This is a genomic window from Cytobacillus citreus (assembly GCF_018343665.1).
Classification (GTDB): domain Bacteria; phylum Bacillota; class Bacilli; order Bacillales; family Cytobacillaceae; genus Cytobacillus; species Cytobacillus citreus.
On sequence record NZ_JAGYPM010000001.1, the window covers coordinates 695,229 to 719,052 of the forward strand.

The window sequence follows — 23,824 nt, forward strand, 5'->3', positions numbered from 1 at the left end:
AAGCCAATCCTCCCAGAAAGGAAAAGAACACCTTTCTGAGAGGCTCGTCTTATGCTTGTCGCCGATAAGCAGGCCCCATCCGCTTTTCTTCTTGAACAGCTTCAGCGCCTACCCCCTCGAGGTCATAAGCCAATTCGTCCAGAAGGTTAAAAAGCAACCTTCTAGCCGACTCGTCTTATGCTTGTCGAGGGTGAGCGAGGCGCTTCCGCTTTTCTTCTTGTCATGGTTTTCTTCCTTCAAGTATAATATTGGTAACTGATCTATGGTCGGCCCAACTGAATGTAGGAGGAAATTAAAATTGAACAATAGAAAGAACGAAAGCATCAAGTTAATGGCACTGGGGGGAGTAGGAGAGTTCGGCAAAAATATGTACCTTGTGGAAGTAGATGGGGACATATTTGTTTTAGATGCAGGACTTATGATCCCAGAAAACGAAATGTTCGGAATTGATATCGTGATACCTGATTTCACGTATCTTACTCAAAATAAAGATAAGGTAAAAGGTATCTTTTTGACACATGGTCATGAAGATCATATTGGAGCATTATCATATATTTTAAGAGAACTTCATGTTCCTGTCTATGGCACGAAATTAACACTTGCTTTAGCAAAAGCAAAAATGAAGGAGCAAGAATTTAAAGGACAAGCAAATTTAATCGAAGTTAATTCTGATTCGAATATTTCATTTCAATCTACACAAGTGTCTTTTTTTCACACAACGCATAGTATTCCTGATAGTGTTGGTATTTGTATACATACTTCTGAAGGAATTATCGTATACACAGGTGATTTTAAATTTGATCAAGCAGCTACCTCTAATTATAAACCTGAAATAGGCAAGATGGCTCGAATTGGGGAAGAAGGTGTTCTCTGTTTACTATCTGATAGTACTGAAGCGGAAAAGCCAGGATATACTCAATCTGAAGCCAAAGTAGTGAGTCAAGTCACAGATGCATTTTGTCATGCAGCTGGAAGAATAATTGCTGCATCCTTTGCATCTGATTTAATAAGAATTCAGCATATATTTGATTCTGCCTATAAAAGTCGCAGGAAGGTAGCAGTGGTCGGGAAATTTTCACAAACGGCATATGACATAGCTCTTCAACTGGGTTACTTGCATGTACCTGAAGATCTAGTTATCCCAATCTCAGAAATTAATCAATATCCCGACGATGAAATCGTTATATTGACAACTGGATCGCAAGGGGAACCAATTGAAGTTTTACAAAAAATGGCTAAGCAGACACATAAACAAGTTAATATTAAGAACGGGGATACGGTCATATTAGCAGGAACACCTCTTAGAGGCAGTGAGGTTCTTATTTTTAAGACAGTTGATAAGCTGTATCGTGCAGGGGCATCAGTTATTTCTGGAAAAGGTACATTTAATACATCAAGCCATGGCAGTCAGGAAGAACTGAAATTTATGATTAATTTAATGAATCCAAAATTCTTCATACCGGTTCATGGAGAATTTCGGATGTTAAAAGCCCATGCAAAGATAGCAAAAGAATGTGGTTTATCTGCGGATCAAATATTCATTCTAGAAAAAGGTGAAGCTGCAGAAATTAAGGATGGAAGGATCCGTCCATCTGGCAGAATTCCTTCTGGAAATATCCTTATCGATGGCAGTGGTGTAGGGGATGTAGGAAATATTGTTTTAAGGGATAGGAAGCTTCTTTCGCAAGATGGTATCCTGCTAGTTGTAGTAACTTTGAGTAAAAAAGAAAAGAAAATATCAGCAGGGCCTGAAATAATTTCAAGGGGCTTTGTATATGTTAGAGAATCAGAAGAACTTCTTGTGGAGGCAACGAAAAGAGTTCGTGAAATTGTAGAAAGAAGTATTACTAAAGAGTCATTTGATTGGTCTTGTATTAAGCAGGATATGAGAGATGATTTAAATCAATATTTATTTGATAAAACAAAGCGTAGACCAATGATACTTCCAATCATTATGGAAGTATAAAATTGCTCAAAAATAGAACAGCTACTAGCTGTTCTGTTTTTTTTTTGATTTTTACAGGGATAAAGGATATTTTTTATTAAGTGAGAAGAGATGTAATCTCCACAATTAAAACTTCTGGGACAATTTGTTCTTTGATTGTACCCAAAGGCGCGTGCCTTTTTCTTAATAAAATGACTTTCCGAATGAAAATGCTCAAGAAGACTCATACTAATTTTATATGGCTTTTTATGGTTTAGATTTTATAAATGAAGTGAGAAAAGCGTGATCCAAATGGGATATATCTTCCCGGTAATTATTATTATTGCCTATGAGGTAAATATGGCTTGAAGGGAGCATCCAGCAATGAATGATGATTTAAGACAAAACGGCTCTGAGAATGAAGAGCAGGAAAAGCCAAAGGAAGGGCAATCATCAAGTTTAATTGATAAGATTCAGCAGCTAGGTCAAACGAATGTCCCCCAGCTTTCTCAGGATTCGAAAATACACTGTTTAACAATTGTTGGCCAAATAGAAGGACATCTTCAGCTGCCTCCTCAAAATAAAACGACGAAATATGAGCATTTAATTCCACAAATTGTTGCAATCGAACAAAACCCAAACATAGAAGGGTTATTAGTCATATTAAATACAGTTGGTGGTGATGTAGAGGCAGGATTAGCGATTTCGGAAATGCTTTCATCTTTATCAAAACCAGCCGTTTCGATTGTATTAGGGGGAGGGCACTCGATCGGTGTTCCAATCGCTGTTTCCTGTAACTATTCCTTTATCGCAGAAACCGCAACAATGACTATTCATCCTATAAGGCTTACTGGCCTAGTCATTGGTGTTCCACAAACATTTGAATACTTAGATAAAATGCAAGAAAGGGTCATTAATTTCGTCACAAAGAACTCTAATATTTCTGAAGAAGTTTTTAAAGAATTAATGTTTGCTAAAGGAAATTTAACAAGAGATATTGGAACGAACGTTGTTGGCAAAGATGCTGTAGAGTTTGGCTTAATTGATAGTGTTGGGGGAATCGGTCCAGCAATGAAAAAGTTAAATGAACTGATAGAAATTAATAAGAAGAATAATGAAGGGATCGTCCAATGATTCTTTATACAATGATGCCACAAGAGCTGATTTACCAAACTGAACCAAGTGAATTTAATAGACAGAAGCTGATAACTTATGAAGGGATTCCACTATTAGTACAAATGGATGAGGGGCAAACCTGTACAGTCATTCGTGTAATGAGCAGCAATCCAGTTCACTTTATGAGTGCAACATGTTTTCCAGGTGCAAAAATTACATTAGCATAACAGTGCTACATGCAATGTGTTATAATAGACATAACTTCCAGGCAGCCAAAATATGGCTGCTTTATTCTTTCGATAATCATTATTCAAATTCAAATGCATGTTTCGTTCATCTTTTGTTTAAGATGGGAATAAGCAGATAATTAAAGGTGATTAAATGGCCAAAAAAAAGAGAAGACAATCTAGGAAAAAAGAAAATATTAAGACAACAATAAAGTATGAGTTACTTGGACTCGCGCTCATTGCTTTTGCTGCTATTGCAATGGCAGAGCTAGGTGCTGTTGGGAAAGCCGCGGTGTTTTTCTTCCGTTTTTTCTTGGGAGAATGGTACATGTTGGGCTTAGTGGGTGTAGTTGTTTTTGCAGTCTATTTAATGTGGAAAAGAACGGTTCCCTTTTTTCTTAGCACTAAATTAATTGGGATCTATCTTATTGTAAGTTCATTACTATTACTAAGCCATGTAACACTCTTTCAATTGCTGTCTAACGGAGGGAAATTTCAAGATCCCAGTGTGGTTGCAAACACATGGGAGCTGTTCTGGATGGAGGTAAATGGGGAAACAAGTACAAAGGATTTAGGCGGCGGGATGATCGGGGCCATTTTGTTTGCATTATTTTATTATTTATTTGATGCCGCGGGAACAAAAATTATTTCAATGGTTCTCATTATTATAGGGTTTATCCTGTTAACTGGAAAAACATTTGGTGAGGCATTAGGTAAAATACTAAGTTCAACTTGGAATTTTTGTAAAAGGCAATGGACTGGATTTAAAAATGATTTAACAGAGTGGAAAGGAAATAGAAAGGAAAAAAAATCTAATAGACAAGCCCGGCTTGAAGAACCACGAATTAAAGCAGTGGAAGAGAATCAAACGGAACCTGTTATTAAAATAAATAGAGCTAGTGAAGAAATCGAAGAACAAAAGCATGAGCCAATCATATCTAGTTTTGCTGAGAAAGCTTACCATGAATCAAGTCAGGGTGAGTCTGTAAATCGAACGAAAGTAGCAAAGAAAACTGATGTGGAATCTGATTCAGAACCACCAATAACATTTACTGAAATTGAAAACATAGATTATGAATTGCCACCTATTAGTTTATTAAAGCTTCCGCGGAAAACAGACCAAAGTGGAGAATATGAGTTGATTCATGCTAATGCAGCAAAGTTAGAAAGAACTTTTCATAGTTTTGGCGTGAAAGCTAGAGTAACTCAGGTCCACCTTGGACCTGCCGTTACTAAATATGAGGTTCATCCTGATGTTGGGGTTAAGGTTAGTAGAATTGTCAGTTTACATGATGACTTAGCATTAGCACTAGCGGCAAAGGACATTCGTATAGAAGCACCGATTCCTGGAAAATCAGCAATTGGAATTGAAGTTCCAAATTCAGAGGTAGCAATGGTTTCTTTAAGGGAAGTTATTGAGGCGACTCAATATGAAAAACCTGACTCGAAATTATTGATTGGACTCGGACGTGATATTACGGGTGAATCTGTACTTGCAGAATTAAATAAAATGCCGCATCTCCTAGTTGCCGGTGCGACAGGAAGTGGAAAAAGTGTATGTATTAACGGCATTATCACAAGTATTTTAATGAGGGCTAAGCCACATGAGGTCAAATTAATGATGATTGATCCCAAAATGGTAGAATTAAATGTTTATAATGGTGTCCCTCACTTATTAGCACCTGTTGTAACCGATCCTAAAAAAGCCTCACAAGCATTAAAAAAAGTTGTAAATGAAATGGAAAGACGATATGAATTATTCTCTCATACTGGGACTAGAAATATTGAAGGCTATAATGAATATGTGAAAAGGCATAATGAAACAGAGGATGGCCAGCAGCCGCTATTGCCTTTTATTGTCGTAATCGTAGATGAGCTAGCTGACTTAATGATGGTAGCATCCTCAGATGTTGAAGACGCTATTACTAGATTAGCACAAATGGCTCGTGCAGCTGGAATTCATTTAATCATCGCCACACAACGTCCATCTGTGGACGTAATTACTGGAGTCATTAAAGCTAATATTCCATCCCGAATTGCCTTTGCTGTATCCTCTGCAACTGATTCTAGAACCATTCTAGACATGGGAGGAGCTGAAAAATTACTCGGAAGAGGGGATATGTTATTTCTCCCAGTGGGTGCGTCCAAACCTGTTCGGATTCAAGGGGCATTTTTGTCAGATGAGGAAGTTGAAGAGATCGTAAATTTTGTTATTGATCAGCAAAAAGCACAATATCAAGAAGAAATGATCCCTGATGATATTCCGGAAACGATGACTGAAGTGGATGACGATCTTTACGATGGAGCGGTGGAACTCATTTTGGAAATGCAAACTGCCTCTGTTTCCATGCTTCAGCGTAGATTTAGAATTGGTTATACAAGAGCAGCAAGGCTTATTGACGAGATGGAGGCTAGGGGAATTGTTGGCCCTTATGAAGGCAGCAAGCCAAGAGCTGTTTTATTAGGAAAACCTTCTGAAGAAGCAAGTTCTTAATTTGGATGAATATTTATTCATTAGACCCGTCTTAGGATGGGTCTTTCATTTCACGTTAAGAAAGTATAAATTGCCAGCACAGAAGATGATCCGATTAGTTGTCAATTTTAGGAATTAAGTACGACGGACAGGACAAGGAAGGCTTCGATAGCGATTAACATCGCACGAAGGAAAAGCGATAGCTTTTACGAGGATGTCCTAGTCGGGAGAATGCCACAGGATAAGGAAAGCTTCGTCAGAGATACATCGCACGACCAAAAGTTTGATGAAAATAATAAAGAATCCTAGTTCTAGATGAATGAAGGAATAATAATTAATAGGTATAATGATTCAAATTTTTATCGAATTCTTCTTACGTTTTTGGTACTTTTCGATAAATACTATTTCATTATTGAGTGAAAAATGGTATAGTATTTTCGATTAGTAGGAATGATTGAACATCAGAGGTCTGATGTCTCTGAGAAAATTAGTTGGAGGAACCTGCATGTCAATAAAGTCAGATAACAGACATTTATATTTACAAGTGATCGATCGTTTAAAGCAAGATATAGAGAAAGGTGTTTATAAAGAAAAAGAGAAACTCCCTTCAGAATTTGATCTTGCTAAACAGCTAGGAGTAAGCAGAGCAACTCTTAGGGAGGCCCTTCGTATTCTTGAAGAAGAAAACGTTATCATTCGCCGCCATGGTGTTGGAACATTTGTGAATGCTAGGCCTTTATTTTCATCAGGTATCGAGCAATTAAATAGTGTCACTGACATGATATTGCAAGCAGGTATGAAACCTGGGACCATTTTCTTGAGCTCAGCAACAATGGCTCCGACCGAAGAGGATATCCGCCGTTTTTCATGCTCCACGGATGAGGAAATCGTAGTAATCGAAAGGGTAAGAACTGCAAATGGTGAGCCTGTTGTTTATTGTATCGATAAAATCCCAAATCGAATTCTTGCTGATACATTTTCTAGAGAACAGGAATCAATATTCGATATTCTTAAAGTCAAAGCAAATCGAAAAATCACCTATGCTATTGCCCAAATTGTGCCAATTGGCTACCATGAAAAAGTTTCCCCAATTCTGGAATGTGATCCTGAAACGGCATTGCTTGTATTAAAGCAAATGCATTTCGACGAAACGGATGAGGCCATTCTTTATTCGGTCAACTACTTTAGAGCCGATAAGTTCAGCTTCCATGTCTTAAGAAAAAGAATATAAAAAGTTCATGGAACTAGACAAAAAGACTCTTAAAGGATTTCTACTAAAATGATAAAAAACTTAGGGGGTACATATTTTGAAAAAGCGTAAATTTGGTTTAGCGCTGTCACTTGTGCTAGCTGCTGGAACGATTTTAGGAGCTTGTGGAAAGGGCGAAGAGAAAGAAGGAGGTACGGCTGACGGAGGAGACAAAGAAAGTAAATTCTCTGTTGCCATGGTTACAGATGTAGGTGGGGTTGATGATAAATCATTTAACCAATCTGCATGGGAAGGTATTCAAGAGTTTGGTAAGAACAATGGAATGGAAAAAGGAAAAGGCGGCTTTGATTATCTTCAATCTAAATCTGATGCTGACTATTCTACTAACTTAAACAAACTTTCACGCGAAGACTTTAATCTAGTATTTGGTGTTGGCTTCCTAATGGAAGAAGATATTAATAAAATTGCTGGTCAGCAAAAAGATACTCAATTCGGTATCATCGATGGTGTTGTAGATCAGCCAAACGTTGTTAGTATTATGTTTAAAGAGCAGGAAGCTTCATTCCTAGCAGGTGTTGCCGCTGCTAAAGCAACCAAAACAAATAAAATTGGTTTCATTGGCGGAATGGAAATTCCAGTTATTGAGCGTTTTGAAAGTGGTTTCCTTGCTGGAGTTCAAGCAGTAAATCCTGATATTAAAGTAAATGTTAAATATACAGGTGCATTTGATAAAGCTGAGCTTGGTAAAACAACTGCTGCACAAATGTATTCTTCTGGTGTAGACGTAATCTTCCATGCTGCTGGCGGAACTGGAAATGGATTATTTACAGAAGCAAAAGATCTTAAGAAAAAAGATCCTTCTAGAGAAATTTGGGCAATTGGTGTTGATTCAGACCAATCTACTGAAGGTGTAGTTGAAGTCGATGGCAAAAAACATAATGTAATCTTAACTTCTGCAATGAAGGGTGTAAAAACAGCAGTAGTCGATGTTTCAGAAAAATCTAAGGCTGGTAACTTCCCTGGCGGAGAAACATTGACTTATGGTTTGGCTGAAGATGGTGTTAGCTTAGCCCCTCTAAATGAAGAGGTTGGTAATAAGTCTGACATTGAAAAAGCTGTAAATGAGTGGACAGAGAAGATCAAGAACGGAGATATCACTGTTCCTGGAACAAAAGAAGAACTAAAAAGCTTCAAAGCTGAATAATAAGAAATGAATAAAGGAATAAGCGGGTTTGATAAACCGGCCCCTTATTCCTTTTTTTACATTAGAAATTTAGCTGATTATAATTTGGTAAATAAAAACTTAATTGAAATGTAGAATACGTTCTGCATTTCACTTAGGATTTTATTTAAATAATGAAATAAGGGTCACGCAATTAAGACCGTTTTATTTAAAGCTTAACTACTTTGTTTATTACTAAGTTTTAATTATCATAAAGGTCTGACATCTTACTGCTAAATGTTTCCTTTTATTTTGAGCTAGGAGTGAAAAAAGATGGAATATGTAATTGAGATGCTCAATATCCGTAAGGAGTTTCCGGGGATTGTTGCAAACGATAACATTACCCTGCAACTGAAAAAAGGTGAAATTCATGCATTATTAGGTGAAAATGGTGCGGGTAAATCAACATTGATGAATGTTCTTTTCGGTTTATACCAGCCGGAAAACGGGGAAATTCGTGTAAAGGGCGAATCAGTTAAAATTACGAATCCTAATATTGCTAACGATTTAGGAATTGGAATGGTGCATCAGCATTTTATGCTAGTTGAGCCATTTACAGTTACTGAGAACATTATTTTAGGAAAAGAGACAACGAGTGGCGGAAAAATTGATATTAAAAAAGCAGAGAAAAAGGTTCATGAAATTTCTGAGAAATATGGACTTGCTGTTGATCCTCATGCAAAAATTTCAGACATATCTGTTGGAATGCAGCAAAGAGTAGAAATACTAAAAACTCTTTACCGCGGTGCTGAAATATTAATATTCGATGAACCAACTGCTGTATTAACACCTCAGGAAATACATGAACTCATTCAAATCATGAAGACATTAATTAATGAAGGTAAATCCATCATTCTGATTACACATAAGTTAAAAGAAATTATGGAAGTGTGTGATCGAGTGACGGTTATTCGTAAAGGTGTTGGGATTGGTACAGTAAATGTTAGTGAAACAAATCCAAATGAGTTAGCAAGCTTGATGGTTGGTCGAGAAGTTACATTCAAAACTGAAAAAATACCAGCAGATCCGAAACAAAATGTTCTAAATATTCAAGATCTTCATGTTAAAGACTCCAGAGGCTTGCCTGCAATAAAAGGACTTAATCTCCAAATTAGGGCTGGAGAAATCGTTGGTATTGCAGGGATAGATGGAAATGGTCAGACTGAATTATTAGAAGCGATTACAGGGTTGCGTAAATCTGAAAGCGGTTCAATTACGATCAATGGAAAGGATATACGAAATATCTCACCTAGAAAAGTAACTGAATCTGGAGTGGGGCATATTCCACAAGACCGTCATAAGCATGGACTAGTGCTTGATTTTCCAATTGGAGAAAATATGGTTTTGCAAACTTATTATCAAAAGCCATTTTCAAATAAAGGTGTCTTGAATTTCAAGGAAATTTATAAGAAAGCGAATAGCCTAATTAAAGAATTTGATGTTCGAACTCCGAGTGAATTCACTTTAGCAAGAGCGTTATCGGGTGGGAATCAGCAAAAGGCGATAATAGGTCGTGAGGTTGATCGAGATCCTGACTTGTTAATTGCTGCACAGCCAACTCGTGGACTTGACGTTGGAGCCATTGAATTTATTCATAAACGTCTAATTGAGCAGCGTGATCATGGAAAAGCTGTATTGCTTTTATCCTTTGAGCTTGATGAGATCATGAATGTAAGCGATCGTATTGCTGTTATTTACGAAGGTGAAATAGTAGCTATTTTAGATCCAAAACAAACGACCGAGCAAGAATTAGGGTTATTAATGGCCGGTTCTCAACGGAAGGAAGCAGGTGAAGAAGCAAATGTCTAATCGTTTTAAAAATCTCATTGTTCCTGTTCTTGCAGTTGTGCTCGGTATGCTTGTCGGTACAATTATCATGCTTGTAACGGGTTATGATGCTGGTGCAGCATTTGTCGCCCTTATTGAAGGAGCATTTGGTGATATTTACTATATTGGCGAAACCATTCGACAGGTAACACCGTATATTCTTGCTGGACTTGCTGTAGGGTTTGCATTTAAAACTGGACTATTTAATATAGGAGTAGAAGGTCAACTTATTGTTGGCTGGCTTGCGTCGGTATGGGTCGGAGTTGCCTTCGATCTTCCGAAAATCATTCACTTGCCATTAGCTGTATTAGCTGGTGCTGCGGCTGGAGCACTTTGGGCATTTATTCCTGGCTTTTTGAAAGCTAGGTTCAGAGTTCATGAAGTTATCGTAACGATTATGCTTAACTATGTCGCTTTACATTTATCAAATTATCTCATAAGAACCGTATTATCAGATAAGAGTGACAGAACACCAAACATTCATGATACAGCTTCATTAAGATCACCTTTTCTTGAAGGATTGACAGATTATTCTCGTTTACACTGGGGAATCGTTATCGCGCTCATCTGTGTATTTATCATGTGGTTTATTCTGCAAAAAACAACACTGGGCTATGAATTAAAGGCAGTTGGTTTTAATCAGCATGCTTCTGAATATGCTGGTATGAATGTTCGAAAAAATATTATTCTATCAATGGTCATTTCTGGTGCATTCGCTGGACTTGCCGGTGCTATGGAAGGCTTGGGGACATTTGGATATTCACCGGTTAGGGGCGGATTTACTGGGGTTGGATTCGATGGAATAGCAGTCGCCCTATTGGGTGGTAGTGCTCCTATCGGAATTGTATTGGCTGCACTCCTTTTTGGTTCTTTAAAAGTGGGAGCTTTAAACATGCCACTTGAAGCAGGTGTTCCAAATGAGCTTGTCGATATTATCATTGCTTTAATCGTATTCTTCGTTGGAGCAAGCTATATGATCCGTATTTTTATAGAACGACTTAGCAAGAAGAAGGGGGTGAAATAAGTGGACATCATGAACCTTCTGATTATCATCGTATCTTCAACAATGCTTTGGGCTGCACCACTTATTTTCACTGCATTAGGAGGAACCTTTTCAGAGCGTTCCGGAGTTGTTAACATTGGTTTGGAAGGGTTAATGGTTATTGGCGCTTTTACTGCAATTGTTTTTAATTTAACCTTTGCAGATACTTTCGGAGACTTAACCCCATGGATTTCATTATTAGCAGCCATGGTTGTAGGAGCTCTCTTGTCTGCTCTTCACGCTGTGGCATCTATAACATTTAGAGCTGATCAGGTTGTTTCTGGGGTAGCTATTAACTTATTAGCGCTTGGATTGTCCTTATTCCTTGTCAAATTTATTTATGGAAAAGGTCAAACAGATGCAATTCAAAAATCTTTTCACAAGGTTGATATTCCTTTTTTAAGTGATATCCCAGTAATTGGGGAAATATTCTTTTCAAACACGTATTATACGTCCTTTGTGGCAATTATTGTAGCTTTTATTGTTTGGTATGTTATTTTTAAAACACCATTCGGATTAAGGTTACGTGCAGTTGGGGAACACCCAATGGCAGCTGACACAATGGGAATTAATGTAACAAAGATTCGTTATATTGCAGTTATTCTATCTGGTGCACTTGGCGGTATTGGTGGCGGAGTTTATGCTCAATCCATTACTTCTGATTTCAGCCACGCGACGATTAGCGGACAAGGATTTATGGCACTTGCAGCTATGATTTTCGGTAAATGGCATCCTCTAGGTGCGATGGGGGCTGCATTGTTCTTCGGATTCGCACAAAGCTTAAGTATTATTGGTTCAAGCTTACCATTCTTAGAAAATATACCGAATTTTTATTTATTGATTGCACCATATGTCCTGACTATTCTTGCATTAACAGGATTTATCGGACGTGCGGATGCACCTAAAGCATTAGGCGCTCCGTATATAAAAGGGAATAGGTAATTGTCAAAAAAGACCTCTAAAATACAATAGAGGTCTTTTTTGTTATTGTATAGGAAATTATAATTTTCGCTATCTGTTGAAAACTTGAGATATAGTTTATCTACGTTCAGCTCCAGCGCCTACCTCCTCGAGGTCACAAGCCAATCCTCCCAGAAAGGTAAAGAACACCTTTCCGTGAGGCTCGTCTTGTGCTTGTCGGAGGTGAGCAAGGCGCTTGCGCATTTGTTCTTTCATTCCAGTTCTTAACTTGAAAATAAGAAATAGGGCAGGTTATAGTTAGAATATGATTAATTCAAAGGAGATTGTAGACAATAACCTTTGAAGACGTTACATAAAATACGTATATTGCAGGGAGGATAGAAAATGGATTTATTATCAGAATCTGTTAAATCAATGAATGGTTATAAGCTCCATGTTGTTAATACGGATAAATATAAAACGAATACACTTGTTTGGAAAATGAAAGCGCCATTAAATAAAGAAACGGTAACCTTAAGAGCCTTATTACCCTATGTTTTACAAAGCAATAGTGAAAGCTATCCAACTACTGGAAAGCTTAGATCGTATTTAGATGAGCTTTATGGAGCAACTCTTTTTGTGGATTTAGCAAAAAAAGGCGAGTATCATATTATCAGTTTTTCAATGGAAGTAGCAAACGAAAAGTTTTTAGCTGACACTACAGCTCTGTTGAAAAAAGCATTTCAGTTTTTAGCGGAAATTTTAACAAAGCCTAATGTTCAAGGGGATTCATTTGATTTAGAGACGGTGGAGAAGGAAAAAAGAACATTAAAGCAAAGAATTCAGTCCGTTTTTGACGATAAAATGCGTTACTCAAACTTTCGTCTAATTCAAGAAATGTGTGAAGAGGAACCCTATTCTCTACATGTACATGGTGACAAGGATTCAGTTGATCATATCACCGCTGAAAATCTGTATCAATATTTTAAAAATGCTTTAAATCAAGATGAATTGGATCTTTATGTCATCGGGGATGTAGATGAAAAGGAAGTTGAGTCTTTTGCTCAGGAGCTTTTGCAGTTTAATAATCGTAGTCCTCAAAGTATCAGCTCCTCAAACTACAGTAGGAAAAATAATGTTCATGAAGTGAAAGAAGAGCAGGATGTTAAGCAAGGAAAACTTAATATTGGGTATCGTACAAATGTGGTATATGGAGACGAAGATTACTTTGCATTACAAGTATTCAATGGAATATTTGGAGGGTTCTCTCATTCAAAGCTTTTTATTAATGTAAGGGAAAAAGCAAGTCTCGCCTATTATGCTTCAAGTAGACTAGAGAGCCATAAAGGATTAATGATGGTTATGTCTGGCATTGAGAATAAAAATTATGATCAGGCTATAAGTATTATCAATGCGCAAATGGAAGCAATGAAGAATGGGGACTTTACAGAGAATGAAATTGTGCAGACAAAAGCAGTTATTAAAAATCAGCTGCTTGAGACGATTGATACGGCTAGAGGGATAGTAGAAATTCTATATCATAATGTAGTTTCCAAGAAAGATGTAACCATCAATGATTGGATGGAGAAAATGGATAGCGCTACCAAGGACGAAATTGTTGCAGTTGCAAGTAAAGTAACTTTAGATACCATTTACTTTTTAACTGGAAAGGAGGATAAATAAATGGAAAAAATCACTTTCGATCAGCTGCAGGAAGAATTGTATTATGAAAACCTTGAAAATGGTCTAGATGTGTATATTCTTCCGAAAGCTGGCTTTAACAAAACATATGCGACCTTTACAACAAAATATGGTTCGATCGATAATCATTTCCTCCCACCGGGTAAGGAAGAAAATGTAAAGGTTCCTGATGGAATCGCTCACTTTCTAGAGCATAAGCTTTTTGAAAAGGCAGATGGTGATGTTTTCCAGCAGTTTAGTAAGCAAGGTGCATCTGCGAATGCATTTACTTCCTTTACGAGAACGGCGTATTTATTTTCAAGTACATCGAATGTAGAAAAAAATCTTGAAACTTTAATTGATTTTGTTCAAGAGCCATATTTTACAGAAAAAACGGTTGAGAAGGAAAAAGGAATCATTGGGCAAGAAATCACAATGTATGACGACAATCCGGACTGGAGACTGTATTTTGGATTGATTCAAAACATGTATAAAAATCATCCTGTGAAAATTGATATTGCTGGGACGATTGATTCGATTTCTCATATTACGAAAGATATGCTCTATGAGTGCTACCATACGTTTTATCATCCGAGCAATATGCTATTATTTATCGTCGGGCCAATCGAACCAGTTCAAATAATGAATCTTGTTAAGGGTAACCAAGCGAAAAAGGAATATAAGGAATTGCCTGAAATCAAACGCCTTTTTGAAGAAGAGCCAGTAGTCGTTGCAGAGGAAAAACAAGTCCTGCAAATGAATGTCCAAACATCAAAATGTTTAGTAGGTGTAAAGGCGCAGAATGTTAATCAAACTGGAGACGAAATGCTGAAGACGGAACTTTGTTTAAATGTTATGCTTGATATATTGTTTGGAAAAAGCTCTGATCATTATAGCTTCTTATATAATGAAGGATTAATTGACGACTCGTTTTCGTACGATTATACCCAGGAAGCTGGCTTTGGTTTTGCAATGGTCGGTGGAGACACTGGTGATCCTGACCGATTAGCAGATTCTCTAAAGTGTATCCTATTAAAAGGGAAAGAGAATGGTGTTATTACGAATGAAAGTTTAGAGAGAACAAAAAAGAAAAAAATTGGTGCTTTCCTTCGCGCCATTAATTCTCCTGAATACATTGCTAACCAGTTTACAAGATATGCTTTTAATGAAATGAATTTATTTGATGTTGTTCCAACTCTAGAAGGAATAACGTTAGAAGATATTGAAGTCGCTGCAAATGAGCTTTTATCTGAAAACAGATTTACGGTTTGTCAAGTTGTGCCTAAAAGATAAAATGTAAATAAAAAAACTTTGCGTTTGGCTAAGTTATTCTTATACAAATTGCTAAAAATGAACAGCGCCTTTTATGGCGCTTTATTTCTTTAAAACTAAGAATAGCTTTTCTTGAGTTGGATATTGAATAGCACCATAAGGAAAGCTTATGCGAGTTCTCAACGAAGGGGTAATTTTCCTTGAATGTTCGCGCATTTCTTAGTCAATTGAAAAATGGAGTGGGAGATATGAAGAAACATGTATTAATAACTGGAGCGAGCGGTGGAATAGGGGGAGCAATTGCAGTTAAATTAGCGGAGGAAGGTTATCATTTGTATCTACATTATCACGAGAATAACAAGGCTATAGAGGATCTCTTGGTACGCCTTGAACCTTTTGGAGGAGAATATATACCAATTCAAGCAGATTTGTCTTCCAAAAAAGGATATAAAAAGGTAGTAAAAAATATTTTTTCTCTTGATGCAATTATTCATAATAGCGGAGTAAGTCACTATGGTCTTTTATATGAACTTGAGGATGATGTAGCTGAATCTTTAATTAATCTACATGTTTCGACCCCGCTGCTACTTACGAAGCAGCTCATCCCAAAATTGTTGTCAAAAGGGAGTGGCAATGTTATCGTTATTTCCTCCATATGGGGGCAAACAGGAGCTGCTTGTGAAGTGGCATACTCAACTGTTAAAGGGGCTCAAATTGCGTTTGTTAAGGCGCTAAGCAAGGAGCTGGCCTTTAATGGTATTAGAGTGAATGCTGTTGCTCCTGGTGCGGTACAAACAGCAATGATGAAGGGCTTTTCATTTGAGGAGTTAGACATGATTAAGAACGAAATACCAATGGGCAGACTTGCCTCTCCTGAGAATATAGCTGATTCCGTATCATTTCTTTTATCGGAAAAATCATCGTATATAACTGGTCAAGTACTTGCTGTTAACGGTGGATGGTATACATAAAATAGACATATAGCAAATATAAAGCATGAATATTTTTCTCTCTAATAAACAAAATAACTATGTACAGTGGTGTACAACACAGTTTTTTAAAGGAGGATAATTCATGTCTGTAGTTGATAATTGGCAGCAGTGGAAAGACTTCCTTGGTGATCGTTTAGATCAGGGACAGCAGCAAGGAATGAATAAAGAAATAGTTAATCAACTTGCTTATCAAATCGGTGATTACTTAGCCAAGCAAGTGGATCCGAAAAATGAACAACAAAGAGTTCTTTCTGATCTATGGTCCGTTGCGGATAAAGATGAACAAATGGCAATTGCAAGTGTAATGGTAAAACTTGTCGAGAACAACGGTATACAACAATAATATAGGAAAGAAAAAGAGAGGAAGCCCCTCTCTTTTTTCAGTTGAATATGAATAATTTACTTTTTTACGTTATCGAGACTGTTTTTCCTTTCATCTTTTTATGAAATCATATATTATAAAAGTGGTATTTATATTGAGGTCAATTCGTTGGTTCTATTGAAGTAAAAAAGCTAAAGAAGAACGGAACTAAAGGGGTGGGGTTTATTGGGTAAAACAGAGTGGTATTTAGAGTACGAAATTCAAAAGAACCGACCTGGTTTGCTTGGTGATATTTCTTCCCTTTTAGGAATGCTTTCAATTAACATAGTAACAATTAATGGTGTCGATGAAGGCCGAAGGGGATTGCTTATACTAGCAAAAAACAATGAACAAATCGTTCGTTTAGAGTCTATTTTACAGACAATGGATACAATAAAATTAATTAAATTGCGTGAACCAAAATTGAGGGATCGCCTTGCTGTTCGTCATGGAAGATACATACAAAGAGATGCAGATGATAAGAAAACATTCAGATTTGTAAGGGACGAGCTTGGACTATTAGTTGACTTTATGGCAGAATTATTTAAGCAAGAAGGACACAAACTAATAGGAATAAGAGGAATGCCTCGTGTCGGAAAAACAGAATCGATTGTCGCTTCAAGTGTATGTGCAAATAAGAGATGGTTGTTTGTTTCTTCCACTCTTTTAAAACAGACGATTCGCAGCCAATTGATTCATGATGAGTATAATGAGAACAATTTGTTCATAATTGATGGAATAGTATCTTCAAGACGAGCAAATGAACGTCATTGGCAGCTTATTCGTGAAATTATGCATATGAATGCTGTGAAAGTAGTAGAACACCCTGATATTTTTGTTGAAAATACGGAGTATTCTATTGAAGATTTTGATTATATTATTGAACTACGCAATGACCCTGAAGAAGAAATAAAATATGATATTGTTGATAAAACAAGAATGCTCTCCGAGTCTGATTTTGGAGGCTTTGATTTTTCGTGAGTTGGAAGGTGTTATAAATTGACAGAACTCGGTAATCGGCTAAAAGAAGCCCGATTGGCTAAAAATATGAGTCTTGATGACTTGCAAGTTGCTACAAAGATACAAAAACGTTATTTAATTGGCATTGAAGAAGGAAACTATAGTATGATGCCTGGGCAATTCTACGTACGGGCATTTATTAAACAATACGCAGAAGCGGTAGGATTGCAGCCAGAAGAGATTTTTGAACAATATAAATCTGATATTCCGTCAACGATTAATGAGGATATTCCAGAAAAGATTTCAAGAGTTCAATCTCGGAAAAATATTTCTTCAGGTAATTCGAAAGTATTTGATATTCTTCCGAAATTATTAATTGCACTCTTTGTCATTGGTGCTGCCGCTGCATTATGGTATTTTTACATCCAGAAAGATAGCAATGATTCTGGAATAGACACTTCTGATAATAAAGGGAACGAAGAAGTAAAAATAGAAGTATCGAAAGACTTCGCTAAAGATTCCGATAAAAAGACTAAAGAAAATGAAACAATCGAAGAAGATAATAGTTCAAAAGATGAAGTTACAGAGGAAACTGAAGTAGAACCTCCTAAACAGGAAATATCGGTTGCAGAATCAAGCGGAAGAAAAACCGTCTATGAATTAGGAAATGCTGATAAGTTCGAATTAAAAGTAGCGTCGACAGGTGAAACATGGGTTAGCATTGCTAACGAAAAGGGTGCATCATTCTTTCAAGGAACGCTAACTAAAGGTGGCAATGAGAGTCAAACCTTTGATTTTTCGAATGAAACTGAAGCCGTTATTAAAGTTGGTAAATCGACTGAGACCGAAATTTATATTAATGAAGAAAAAATTAAGTTTGCCATCGATCCGGCTCAATCTGTCACACAGGAAATTACCATTCGCTACTTACCGAGCAATGAATAGTCATCATTTTGATGACTATTTTCGCTTTATCGCAGATTAACCGGCTGTAAGATTTACATCAAGAAATTGAGAGAACAAAAATTCCCAGTAGAGGTCAACAACACATAATGGCCTAAATAGTTCAACTAGCATCCAGTGAGAATGAAGACATAAAATTACACGAAGTCGCCAATATCATGTCCTTTGTGAGGAAAACCTGCACTGGCTGAAGTTTCACTTTAAACGAATACGGAGGAAAATCATGAATTTGCCAAATAAAATAACTATCTCAAGAATTTGCTTAATCCCGCTTTTTTTGATTGTGATGCTCGTTCCTTTTAATTGGGGAGAGATTTCATTATTAGGTACTACTCTTCCTGTTACACATCTGGTTGGAGCTATAATTTTCATTTTTGCTGCTGCAACAGATTGGGTCGATGGCCATTACGCAAGGAAGCTTAACCTTGTTACAAACTTCGGAAAGTTTCTTGATCCACTTGCTGATAAACTGCTTGTTTCAGCAGCATTGATTGTCCTTGTTGAGTTAGGGTCTGCACCATCTTGGATCGTTATCATTATCATTAGCCGAGAATTTGCTGTAACTGGACTGCGTCTTCTCCTTGCAGAAGGTGGCGAGGTAGTTGCCGCTAATATGTTAGGGAAAATTAAAACATGGGCACAAATTGTTGCCATTTCTGCACTGCTATTACATAATATTATTTTCGAAATGTTTTCAATCCCATTTGCAGATATTGCCCTTTGGATTGCGATGTTCTTTACCATATGGTCTGGCTGGGATTATTTTGTGAAAAATAAGCAAGTTTTCGTTAATTCAAAATAAATATAGTTTAAGTCATTTCTGTCTCGATCAAGTTTTGATCATGAGTAATAATCAATTTTTAGTAAGGTGGCGTATCGATGAATGCAGAAATCATTGCTGTTGGTTCTGAATTATTACTAGGCCAGATCGTCAATACAAATGCGCGTTTTCTATCACAACAGCTTGCTGAACTAGGGATAAATGTTTACTATCATACAGTTGTTGGAGATAATCCCCAACGTCTTAAGGACACCATAGAAATTGCTGAAAGTCGTTCTAATCTTATTATTTTCACTGGAGGATTAGGTCCAACAAAGGATGATTTGACAAAAGAAACAATTGCTCGCCATTTAAACAAGCAACTTATAATGGATGAACAAGCATTACAGCAAATTGAACTTTATTTTGAACGTTCCAATAGAATAATGACAGAGAATAATAAGAAGCAAGCAATTATTTTAGAAGATTCGCAAGTGTTGCCAAATGAGCATGGTATGGCCCCAGGGATGCTGCTAGATGCTGATAATCTTTTGTATATGCTTCTTCCAGGGCCGCCTAAAGAAATGGAACCGATGTTTTTAAAATATGGCTATTCCATCCTTCGTACAAAGCTTCATGATGAGGATGTAATTGTTTCTAGGGTATTAAGATTTTTCGGTATAGGTGAAGCGATGTTGGAAACGGAAATTGAGGATTTGATAGATTCTCAAAGCAATCCAACCATTGCACCTCTTGCTTCGGATGGAGAGGTTACCCTAAGATTGACTGCTAAACATAATCAAATGGAAACTGCACTGCAGTTATTAGATGAAACAGAGGAAGCAATTCTATCCCGTGTCGGTAATTATTTTTATGGTTATGATGATACATCCCTCATGAATGAGACCATAAAATTATTAAATGACCAAGGACTAACGATTAGTTGTGCGGAAAGTTTAACGGGAGGAATGTTTCAGCAGGAATTTACATCTATACCAGGTGCAAGTGCTATTCTCAAGGGCGGAGTTGTTTGCTATACGAATGAAGTAAAGGCAAATGTTCTAAATGTCTCTGAAAAGACAATTAAGGAAGAAGGCGTCGTAAGCGCACAGTGTGCTTTAGAATTAGCAGAAAAAGTTTCCAAATTAATGAATTCTGATATCGGCATTAGCTTTACTGGGGTTGCAGGACCAGATCAAATCGAAGGAAAGACTATAGGAACTGTTTATATCGGAATTTTCATGAAAGGGCAAACGGTTCAGGTAGAAGAACTTCATTTTGGTGGGACGAGAGAATCCATTCGTACAAGAAGTGTAAAATATGGATGCTACCTTTTAATTAAGAGTTTGAAAAGAAATCAGAGTGCGAAATAAGGCATTCTGATTTTTTAGCTAATGGGAAAGTTTAAGTTTATTAACGTACTAAAGTAAAGTGTGTGTTCAATTAAATATATGCTAATAAGATCGCATAAGTAAAACTAAGGCATTCGCCAAAAAGGACTTGGCGAACACCAAGTTTTTCTAAGCTAATAGGAAGGTTAAAGTGTATTAACGTACTAAAGTGAAGTGTGTTTTTAATTAAATATCTGCTAATAAGATCGCATAAGTAAAACTAAGGCATTTGCCAAAAAGGACTTGGCGAATGCCAAGTTTTTCTAATAATATATTCCTTTGATCATTTCCCGTTTTCAGATTTTAAATGGATTTGTTATTATTTAAAAACATTCTTCTTTAAAAATACCATTTTTCATAGAGATTTTTATATTTTTGGTTCTTTATTAGATAAAAAAAGACGAATGAATGTTCGAATTTATTCTCGACAAACAAGATAAAAACAGTTATAGTTAAGTTAGGAATTGAGACCAAAAGTTATCAAAGAGGTTTTGGTTATTATAAAGGAGGAAGAATTAATGAGTGATCGTCAAGCCGCACTTGAAATGGCGTTAAAACAAATAGAGAAACAATTCGGTAAAGGCTCAATTATGAAGCTTGGAGAACAAACGGATCGGAAAATCTCCACCATTCCAAGTGGCTCTCTTGCACTAGATGCTGCACTAGGAGTTGGGGGTTATCCAAGAGGCCGTATAATTGAAATTTATGGCCCAGAGAGCTCAGGTAAGACAACCGTTGCCTTACATGCCATTGCAGAAGTTCAAGTATCAGGTGGACAAGCTGCATTTATCGATGCTGAACATGCACTTGATCCGGTATACGCCCAAAAGCTTGGCGTAAATATTGATGAATTATTGCTTTCTCAACCTGATACAGGTGAACAAGCTTTAGAGATAGCGGAAGCACTAGTAAGAAGCGGTGCAGTAGATATTCTTGTCATTGACTCTGTTGCGGCTCTCGTGCCTAAGGCAGAGATTGAAGGGGAAATGGGTGACTCTCATGTCGGTTTACAGGCACGTCTTATGTCACAAGCCCTTCGAAAACTATCAGGAGCTATTAATAAATCAAAAACGATTGCTATTTTTATTAACCAGATTCGTGAAAAAGTAGGAGTTATGTTTGGCAATCCAGAAACAACGCCAGGGGGACGTGCGCTTAAATTCTATTCTACAATCCGTCTTGAAGTGCGCCGTGCAGAAGCATTAAAGCAAGGTACTGAAATGGTAGGTAATAAAACGAAGATTAAAGTTGTCAAGAACAAGGTTGCTCCTCCATTCCGTGTAGCTGAAGTGGATATTATGTACGGTGAGGGAGTTTCTAAGGAAGGCGAAATTATTGATTTAGGATCTGAATTAGACATCGTTCAAAAGAGCGGTTCGTGGTATTCCTACAATGAAGAGCGCCTAGGTCAAGGGCGTGAAAATGCAAAGCAGTTTCTTAAGGAAAACCCTGAGATTCGCTTACAAATTCAAAAGCAAATTCGTGATCACTATGGCCTTGATGGTGAAATGGTTATTAGCGGTGATGAAGAGCAAGAGGAATTTAAACTTATTGATTAATTGAGATTAAAGCAAAGCCGCAATTGAGAAGCAGCTTTGCTTTTTTATTTGACTTTTGCGTAACTGGGATTAGACCTTTATCGATTAGAGTTGCTTAACTTAAACTATTTAAAGGAAACATGTCATATAGCAATGCTTAAATCGACAAAGCCTTGACAATGAAATTCCACACCTTTACAATTAAAAATGTATATTTTACATTTTATAATGAATGAAAAAACGTTGAAAAGCCTTTGCGCTGTATGTTGAAAGGACAATATACATGCCGACACTTTAGAAACGTAATACAAACAAGTTCATAGCAAGAGGAGGTGAAATGATGGATGAGTTAATATTAGCAATCATCATCTCCAGTTTGCTTGGCCTATTCGTCGGTGCAGTTGTTAGTTATTTTGTTAGTAAGTCCATTGCTCAAGCAAAGATTGCAGGAGCCAAAGATTCTGCAGATTATATTTTGGACGATGCAAACCGTGAAGCAGAAGCTTTAAAGAAAGAAGCTTTGCTAGAGGCAAAGGATGAGATTCACAAGCTTCGTTCTGAAGCGGAGCGTGAAATTCGTGATCGAAGAAATGAACTTCAAAAACAAGAAAATCGTTTACTACAAAAAGAAGAAAATCTTGATCGTAAAGATGAAACGTTAGATAAACGTGAAACACTTTTAGAGAAGAGGGACGATTCTCTTAACAAAAGACAACAGCATATTGAAGAGATGGAAAGCAAAGTGGACGAGATGGTACGAGCACAACAAGCTGAGCTGGAACGCATCTCGGGCTTAACTCGTGAAGAGGCAAAGTCCATCATTTTGGAGCGAGTCGAGCAGGAAGTGGCTCATGATGTCGCGTTAATGATCAAAGAGAGTGAAATTAGAGCGAAAGAGGAAGCCGATAAGAAGGCGAAAGATATTTTGTCACTGGCAATCCAACGATGCGCAGCGGATCATGTTGCGGAGACAACCGTTTCAGTTGTCAATCTTCCTAATGATGAGATGAAAGGTCGGATCATCGGGAGAGAAGGCCGAAATATCCGAACGCTAGAAACACTAACAGGAATTGATCTCATTATTGACGATACTCCAGAAGCAGTCATCTTATCTGGATTTGATCCAATTCGCAGAGAAACTGCCCGCTTAGCTTTAGACAAGCTTGTTCAGGACGGACGTATTCATCCTGCGCGGATTGAAGAAATGGTTGATAAAGCCCGTCGAGAAGTAGATGAGCATATCCGTGAAATTGGGGAACAGACAACATTTGAAGTTGGTGTTCATGGACTTCATCCAGATCTCATTAAAATTCTAGGTCGACTTAAATTTAGAACAAGTTATGGCCAGAATGTATTAAAGCATTCAATGGAAGTAGCTCAATTATCGGGACTTCTTGCTGCTGAATTGGGACAAGATGAAACGTTAGCACGTCGTGCAGGCTTACTCCATGATATTGGAAAAGCGATCGACCATGAAGTCGAAGGAAGCCATGTTGAGATCGGGGTTGAGCTTGCGACGAAGTATAAAGAGCACCCAGTTGTCATTAACAGTATTGCTTCACATCATGGGGACACTGAGCCGACTTCAATTATTGCAGTTTTAGTAGCTGCAGCTGATGCACTGTCTGCAGCGAGACCTGGAGCAAGAAGAGAGACTCTTGAAAACTATATTCGACGCCTTGAAAAGCTTGAGGAAATTTCTGAATCTTATGAGGGTGTAGAAAAATCATTTGCTATTCAAGCTGGCCGAGAAATTCGTATCTTAGTAAAACCAGAGCAAATCGATGATCTTGAAGCACATCGTCTAGCAAGAGATATAAGGAAAAAGATAGAAGAAGAGCTTGATTATCCAGGACATATTAAAGTAACGGTTATTCGTGAGACACGAGCAGTGGAATATGCAAAATAAAGCGGTGCACTGAGCATCGCTTTATTTTTTTGAGTAAAGGAAATAAAATAATTAATG

General features: G+C 37.2%; 19 protein-coding genes. All 19 read left to right on the plus strand.

The genetic code is table 11. The features are described from left to right. Window positions 1-298: 298 nt before the first annotated feature. The 19 genes from KHA94_RS03510 (at window position 299) to rny (ending at window position 23,767) form a co-directional block, all read left to right on the plus strand. Window positions 299-1,966, plus strand: coding sequence for a ribonuclease J (locus tag KHA94_RS03510; protein WP_275950855.1), 1,668 nt, complete (start codon window positions 299-301; stop codon window positions 1,964-1,966). Between the two features lie 342 nt (window positions 1,967-2,308). Next, window positions 2,309-3,058: a ClpP family protease gene (locus tag KHA94_RS03515; RefSeq protein ID WP_213100746.1), complete on the plus strand. Its 750-nt coding sequence runs from the start codon at window positions 2,309-2,311 to the stop codon at window positions 3,056-3,058. After that, on the plus strand, window positions 3,055-3,267 hold the full coding sequence (locus tag KHA94_RS03520; protein WP_213100747.1) for a YlzJ-like family protein: 213 nt from the start codon (window positions 3,055-3,057) through the stop codon (window positions 3,265-3,267). Before KHA94_RS03515 ends, KHA94_RS03520 begins: the two co-directional genes overlap by 4 nt. Before the next feature lie 154 nt (window positions 3,268-3,421). Beyond that, a complete protein-coding gene (locus KHA94_RS03525; RefSeq protein ID WP_213100748.1) occupies window positions 3,422-5,761 on the plus strand; it encodes an FtsK/SpoIIIE family DNA translocase in 2,340 nt (779 codons plus the stop codon). Between the two features lie 484 nt (window positions 5,762-6,245). After that, entirely contained in the window at window positions 6,246-6,971 is a 726-nt protein-coding gene (locus KHA94_RS03530) for a GntR family transcriptional regulator (protein WP_213100749.1), read from the plus strand. A 76-nt stretch (window positions 6,972-7,047) separates the two neighbouring features. Then, a complete protein-coding gene (locus KHA94_RS03535; protein WP_213100750.1) occupies window positions 7,048-8,154 on the plus strand; it encodes a BMP family lipoprotein in 1,107 nt (368 codons plus the stop codon). A 291-nt stretch (window positions 8,155-8,445) separates the two neighbouring features. Continuing rightward, window positions 8,446-9,981 (plus strand): ABC transporter ATP-binding protein, encoded by a 1,536-nt coding sequence (locus KHA94_RS03540; protein ID WP_213100751.1) that lies wholly within the window; start codon window positions 8,446-8,448, stop codon window positions 9,979-9,981. Continuing rightward, window positions 9,974-11,023, plus strand: coding sequence for an ABC transporter permease (locus tag KHA94_RS03545; RefSeq protein WP_213100752.1), 1,050 nt, complete (start codon window positions 9,974-9,976; stop codon window positions 11,021-11,023). The genes KHA94_RS03540 and KHA94_RS03545 overlap by 8 nt, the downstream gene beginning before the upstream one ends. 9 nt (window positions 11,024-11,032) lie before the next feature. Further along, on the plus strand, window positions 11,033-11,983 hold the full coding sequence (locus KHA94_RS03550) for an ABC transporter permease (protein ID WP_249365360.1): 951 nt from the start codon (window positions 11,033-11,035) through the stop codon (window positions 11,981-11,983). A 363-nt stretch (window positions 11,984-12,346) separates the two neighbouring features. After that, on the plus strand, window positions 12,347-13,624 hold the full coding sequence (yfmF, locus tag KHA94_RS03555) for an EF-P 5-aminopentanol modification-associated protein YfmF (RefSeq protein WP_213100754.1): 1,278 nt from the start codon (window positions 12,347-12,349) through the stop codon (window positions 13,622-13,624). Beyond that, complete coding sequence (gene yfmH / locus KHA94_RS03560; protein ID WP_213100755.1) at window positions 13,625-14,914, plus strand: EF-P 5-aminopentanol modification-associated protein YfmH; 1,290 nt, start codon at window positions 13,625-13,627, stop codon at window positions 14,912-14,914. 227 nt (window positions 14,915-15,141) lie between these two features. Then, on the plus strand, window positions 15,142-15,864 hold the full coding sequence (ymfI, locus tag KHA94_RS03565) for an elongation factor P 5-aminopentanone reductase (RefSeq protein ID WP_213100756.1): 723 nt from the start codon (window positions 15,142-15,144) through the stop codon (window positions 15,862-15,864). Between the two features lie 103 nt (window positions 15,865-15,967). After that, entirely contained in the window at window positions 15,968-16,228 is a 261-nt protein-coding gene (locus KHA94_RS03570) for a DUF3243 domain-containing protein (RefSeq protein ID WP_213100757.1), read from the plus strand. Between the two features lie 204 nt (window positions 16,229-16,432). After that, entirely contained in the window at window positions 16,433-17,227 is a 795-nt protein-coding gene (locus tag KHA94_RS03575; protein WP_213100758.1) for a DUF3388 domain-containing protein, read from the plus strand. Window positions 17,228-17,245: 18 nt separating this feature from the next. After that, a complete protein-coding gene (locus KHA94_RS03580) occupies window positions 17,246-18,151 on the plus strand; it encodes a helix-turn-helix domain-containing protein (RefSeq protein ID WP_213100759.1) in 906 nt (301 codons plus the stop codon). Window positions 18,152-18,392: 241 nt separating this feature from the next. Then, window positions 18,393-18,971, plus strand: coding sequence for a CDP-diacylglycerol--glycerol-3-phosphate 3-phosphatidyltransferase (gene pgsA, locus KHA94_RS03585; protein WP_213100760.1), 579 nt, complete (start codon window positions 18,393-18,395; stop codon window positions 18,969-18,971). A 77-nt stretch (window positions 18,972-19,048) separates the two neighbouring features. Beyond that, a complete protein-coding gene (locus KHA94_RS03590) occupies window positions 19,049-20,302 on the plus strand; it encodes a competence/damage-inducible protein A (protein WP_213100761.1) in 1,254 nt (417 codons plus the stop codon). A 536-nt stretch (window positions 20,303-20,838) separates the two neighbouring features. After that, window positions 20,839-21,879 (plus strand): recombinase RecA, encoded by a 1,041-nt coding sequence (gene recA, locus KHA94_RS03595; RefSeq protein ID WP_213100762.1) that lies wholly within the window; start codon window positions 20,839-20,841, stop codon window positions 21,877-21,879. A gap of 319 nt (window positions 21,880-22,198) precedes the next feature. After that, window positions 22,199-23,767 carry a ribonuclease Y gene (rny, locus tag KHA94_RS03600; RefSeq protein WP_213101277.1) on the plus strand — a complete coding sequence of 523 codons (1,569 nt, stop codon included), beginning with the start codon at window positions 22,199-22,201 and terminating at the stop codon, window positions 23,765-23,767. The last annotated feature ends 57 nt before the right edge of the window (window positions 23,768-23,824 follow it).

Excerpts from the sequence above, each read along its gene's own strand:
- KHA94_RS03515 (WP_213100746.1), top strand. The coding sequence starts at position 2,309 with ATGAATGATGATTTAAGACAAAACGGCTCTGAGAATGAAGAGCAGGAA.
- KHA94_RS03520 (WP_213100747.1), top strand. The coding sequence starts at position 3,055 with ATGATTCTTTATACAATGATGCCACAAGAGCTGATTTACCAAACTGAA.
- KHA94_RS03525 (WP_213100748.1), top strand. The coding sequence starts at position 3,422 with ATGGCCAAAAAAAAGAGAAGACAATCTAGGAAAAAAGAAAATATTAAG.
- KHA94_RS03530 (WP_213100749.1), top strand. The coding sequence starts at position 6,246 with ATGTCAATAAAGTCAGATAACAGACATTTATATTTACAAGTGATCGAT.
- KHA94_RS03540 (WP_213100751.1), top strand. The coding sequence starts at position 8,446 with ATGGAATATGTAATTGAGATGCTCAATATCCGTAAGGAGTTTCCGGGG.
- KHA94_RS03545 (WP_213100752.1), top strand. The coding sequence starts at position 9,974 with ATGTCTAATCGTTTTAAAAATCTCATTGTTCCTGTTCTTGCAGTTGTG.
- KHA94_RS03550 (WP_249365360.1), top strand. The coding sequence starts at position 11,033 with ATGAACCTTCTGATTATCATCGTATCTTCAACAATGCTTTGGGCTGCA.
- yfmF (WP_213100754.1), top strand. The coding sequence starts at position 12,347 with ATGGATTTATTATCAGAATCTGTTAAATCAATGAATGGTTATAAGCTC.
- yfmH (WP_213100755.1), top strand. The coding sequence starts at position 13,625 with ATGGAAAAAATCACTTTCGATCAGCTGCAGGAAGAATTGTATTATGAA.
- ymfI (WP_213100756.1), top strand. The coding sequence starts at position 15,142 with ATGAAGAAACATGTATTAATAACTGGAGCGAGCGGTGGAATAGGGGGA.
- KHA94_RS03570 (WP_213100757.1), top strand. The coding sequence starts at position 15,968 with ATGTCTGTAGTTGATAATTGGCAGCAGTGGAAAGACTTCCTTGGTGAT.
- pgsA (WP_213100760.1), top strand. The coding sequence starts at position 18,393 with ATGAATTTGCCAAATAAAATAACTATCTCAAGAATTTGCTTAATCCCG.
- KHA94_RS03590 (WP_213100761.1), top strand. The coding sequence starts at position 19,049 with ATGAATGCAGAAATCATTGCTGTTGGTTCTGAATTATTACTAGGCCAG.
- recA (WP_213100762.1), top strand. The coding sequence starts at position 20,839 with ATGAGTGATCGTCAAGCCGCACTTGAAATGGCGTTAAAACAAATAGAG.
- rny (WP_213101277.1), top strand. The coding sequence starts at position 22,199 with ATGGATGAGTTAATATTAGCAATCATCATCTCCAGTTTGCTTGGCCTA.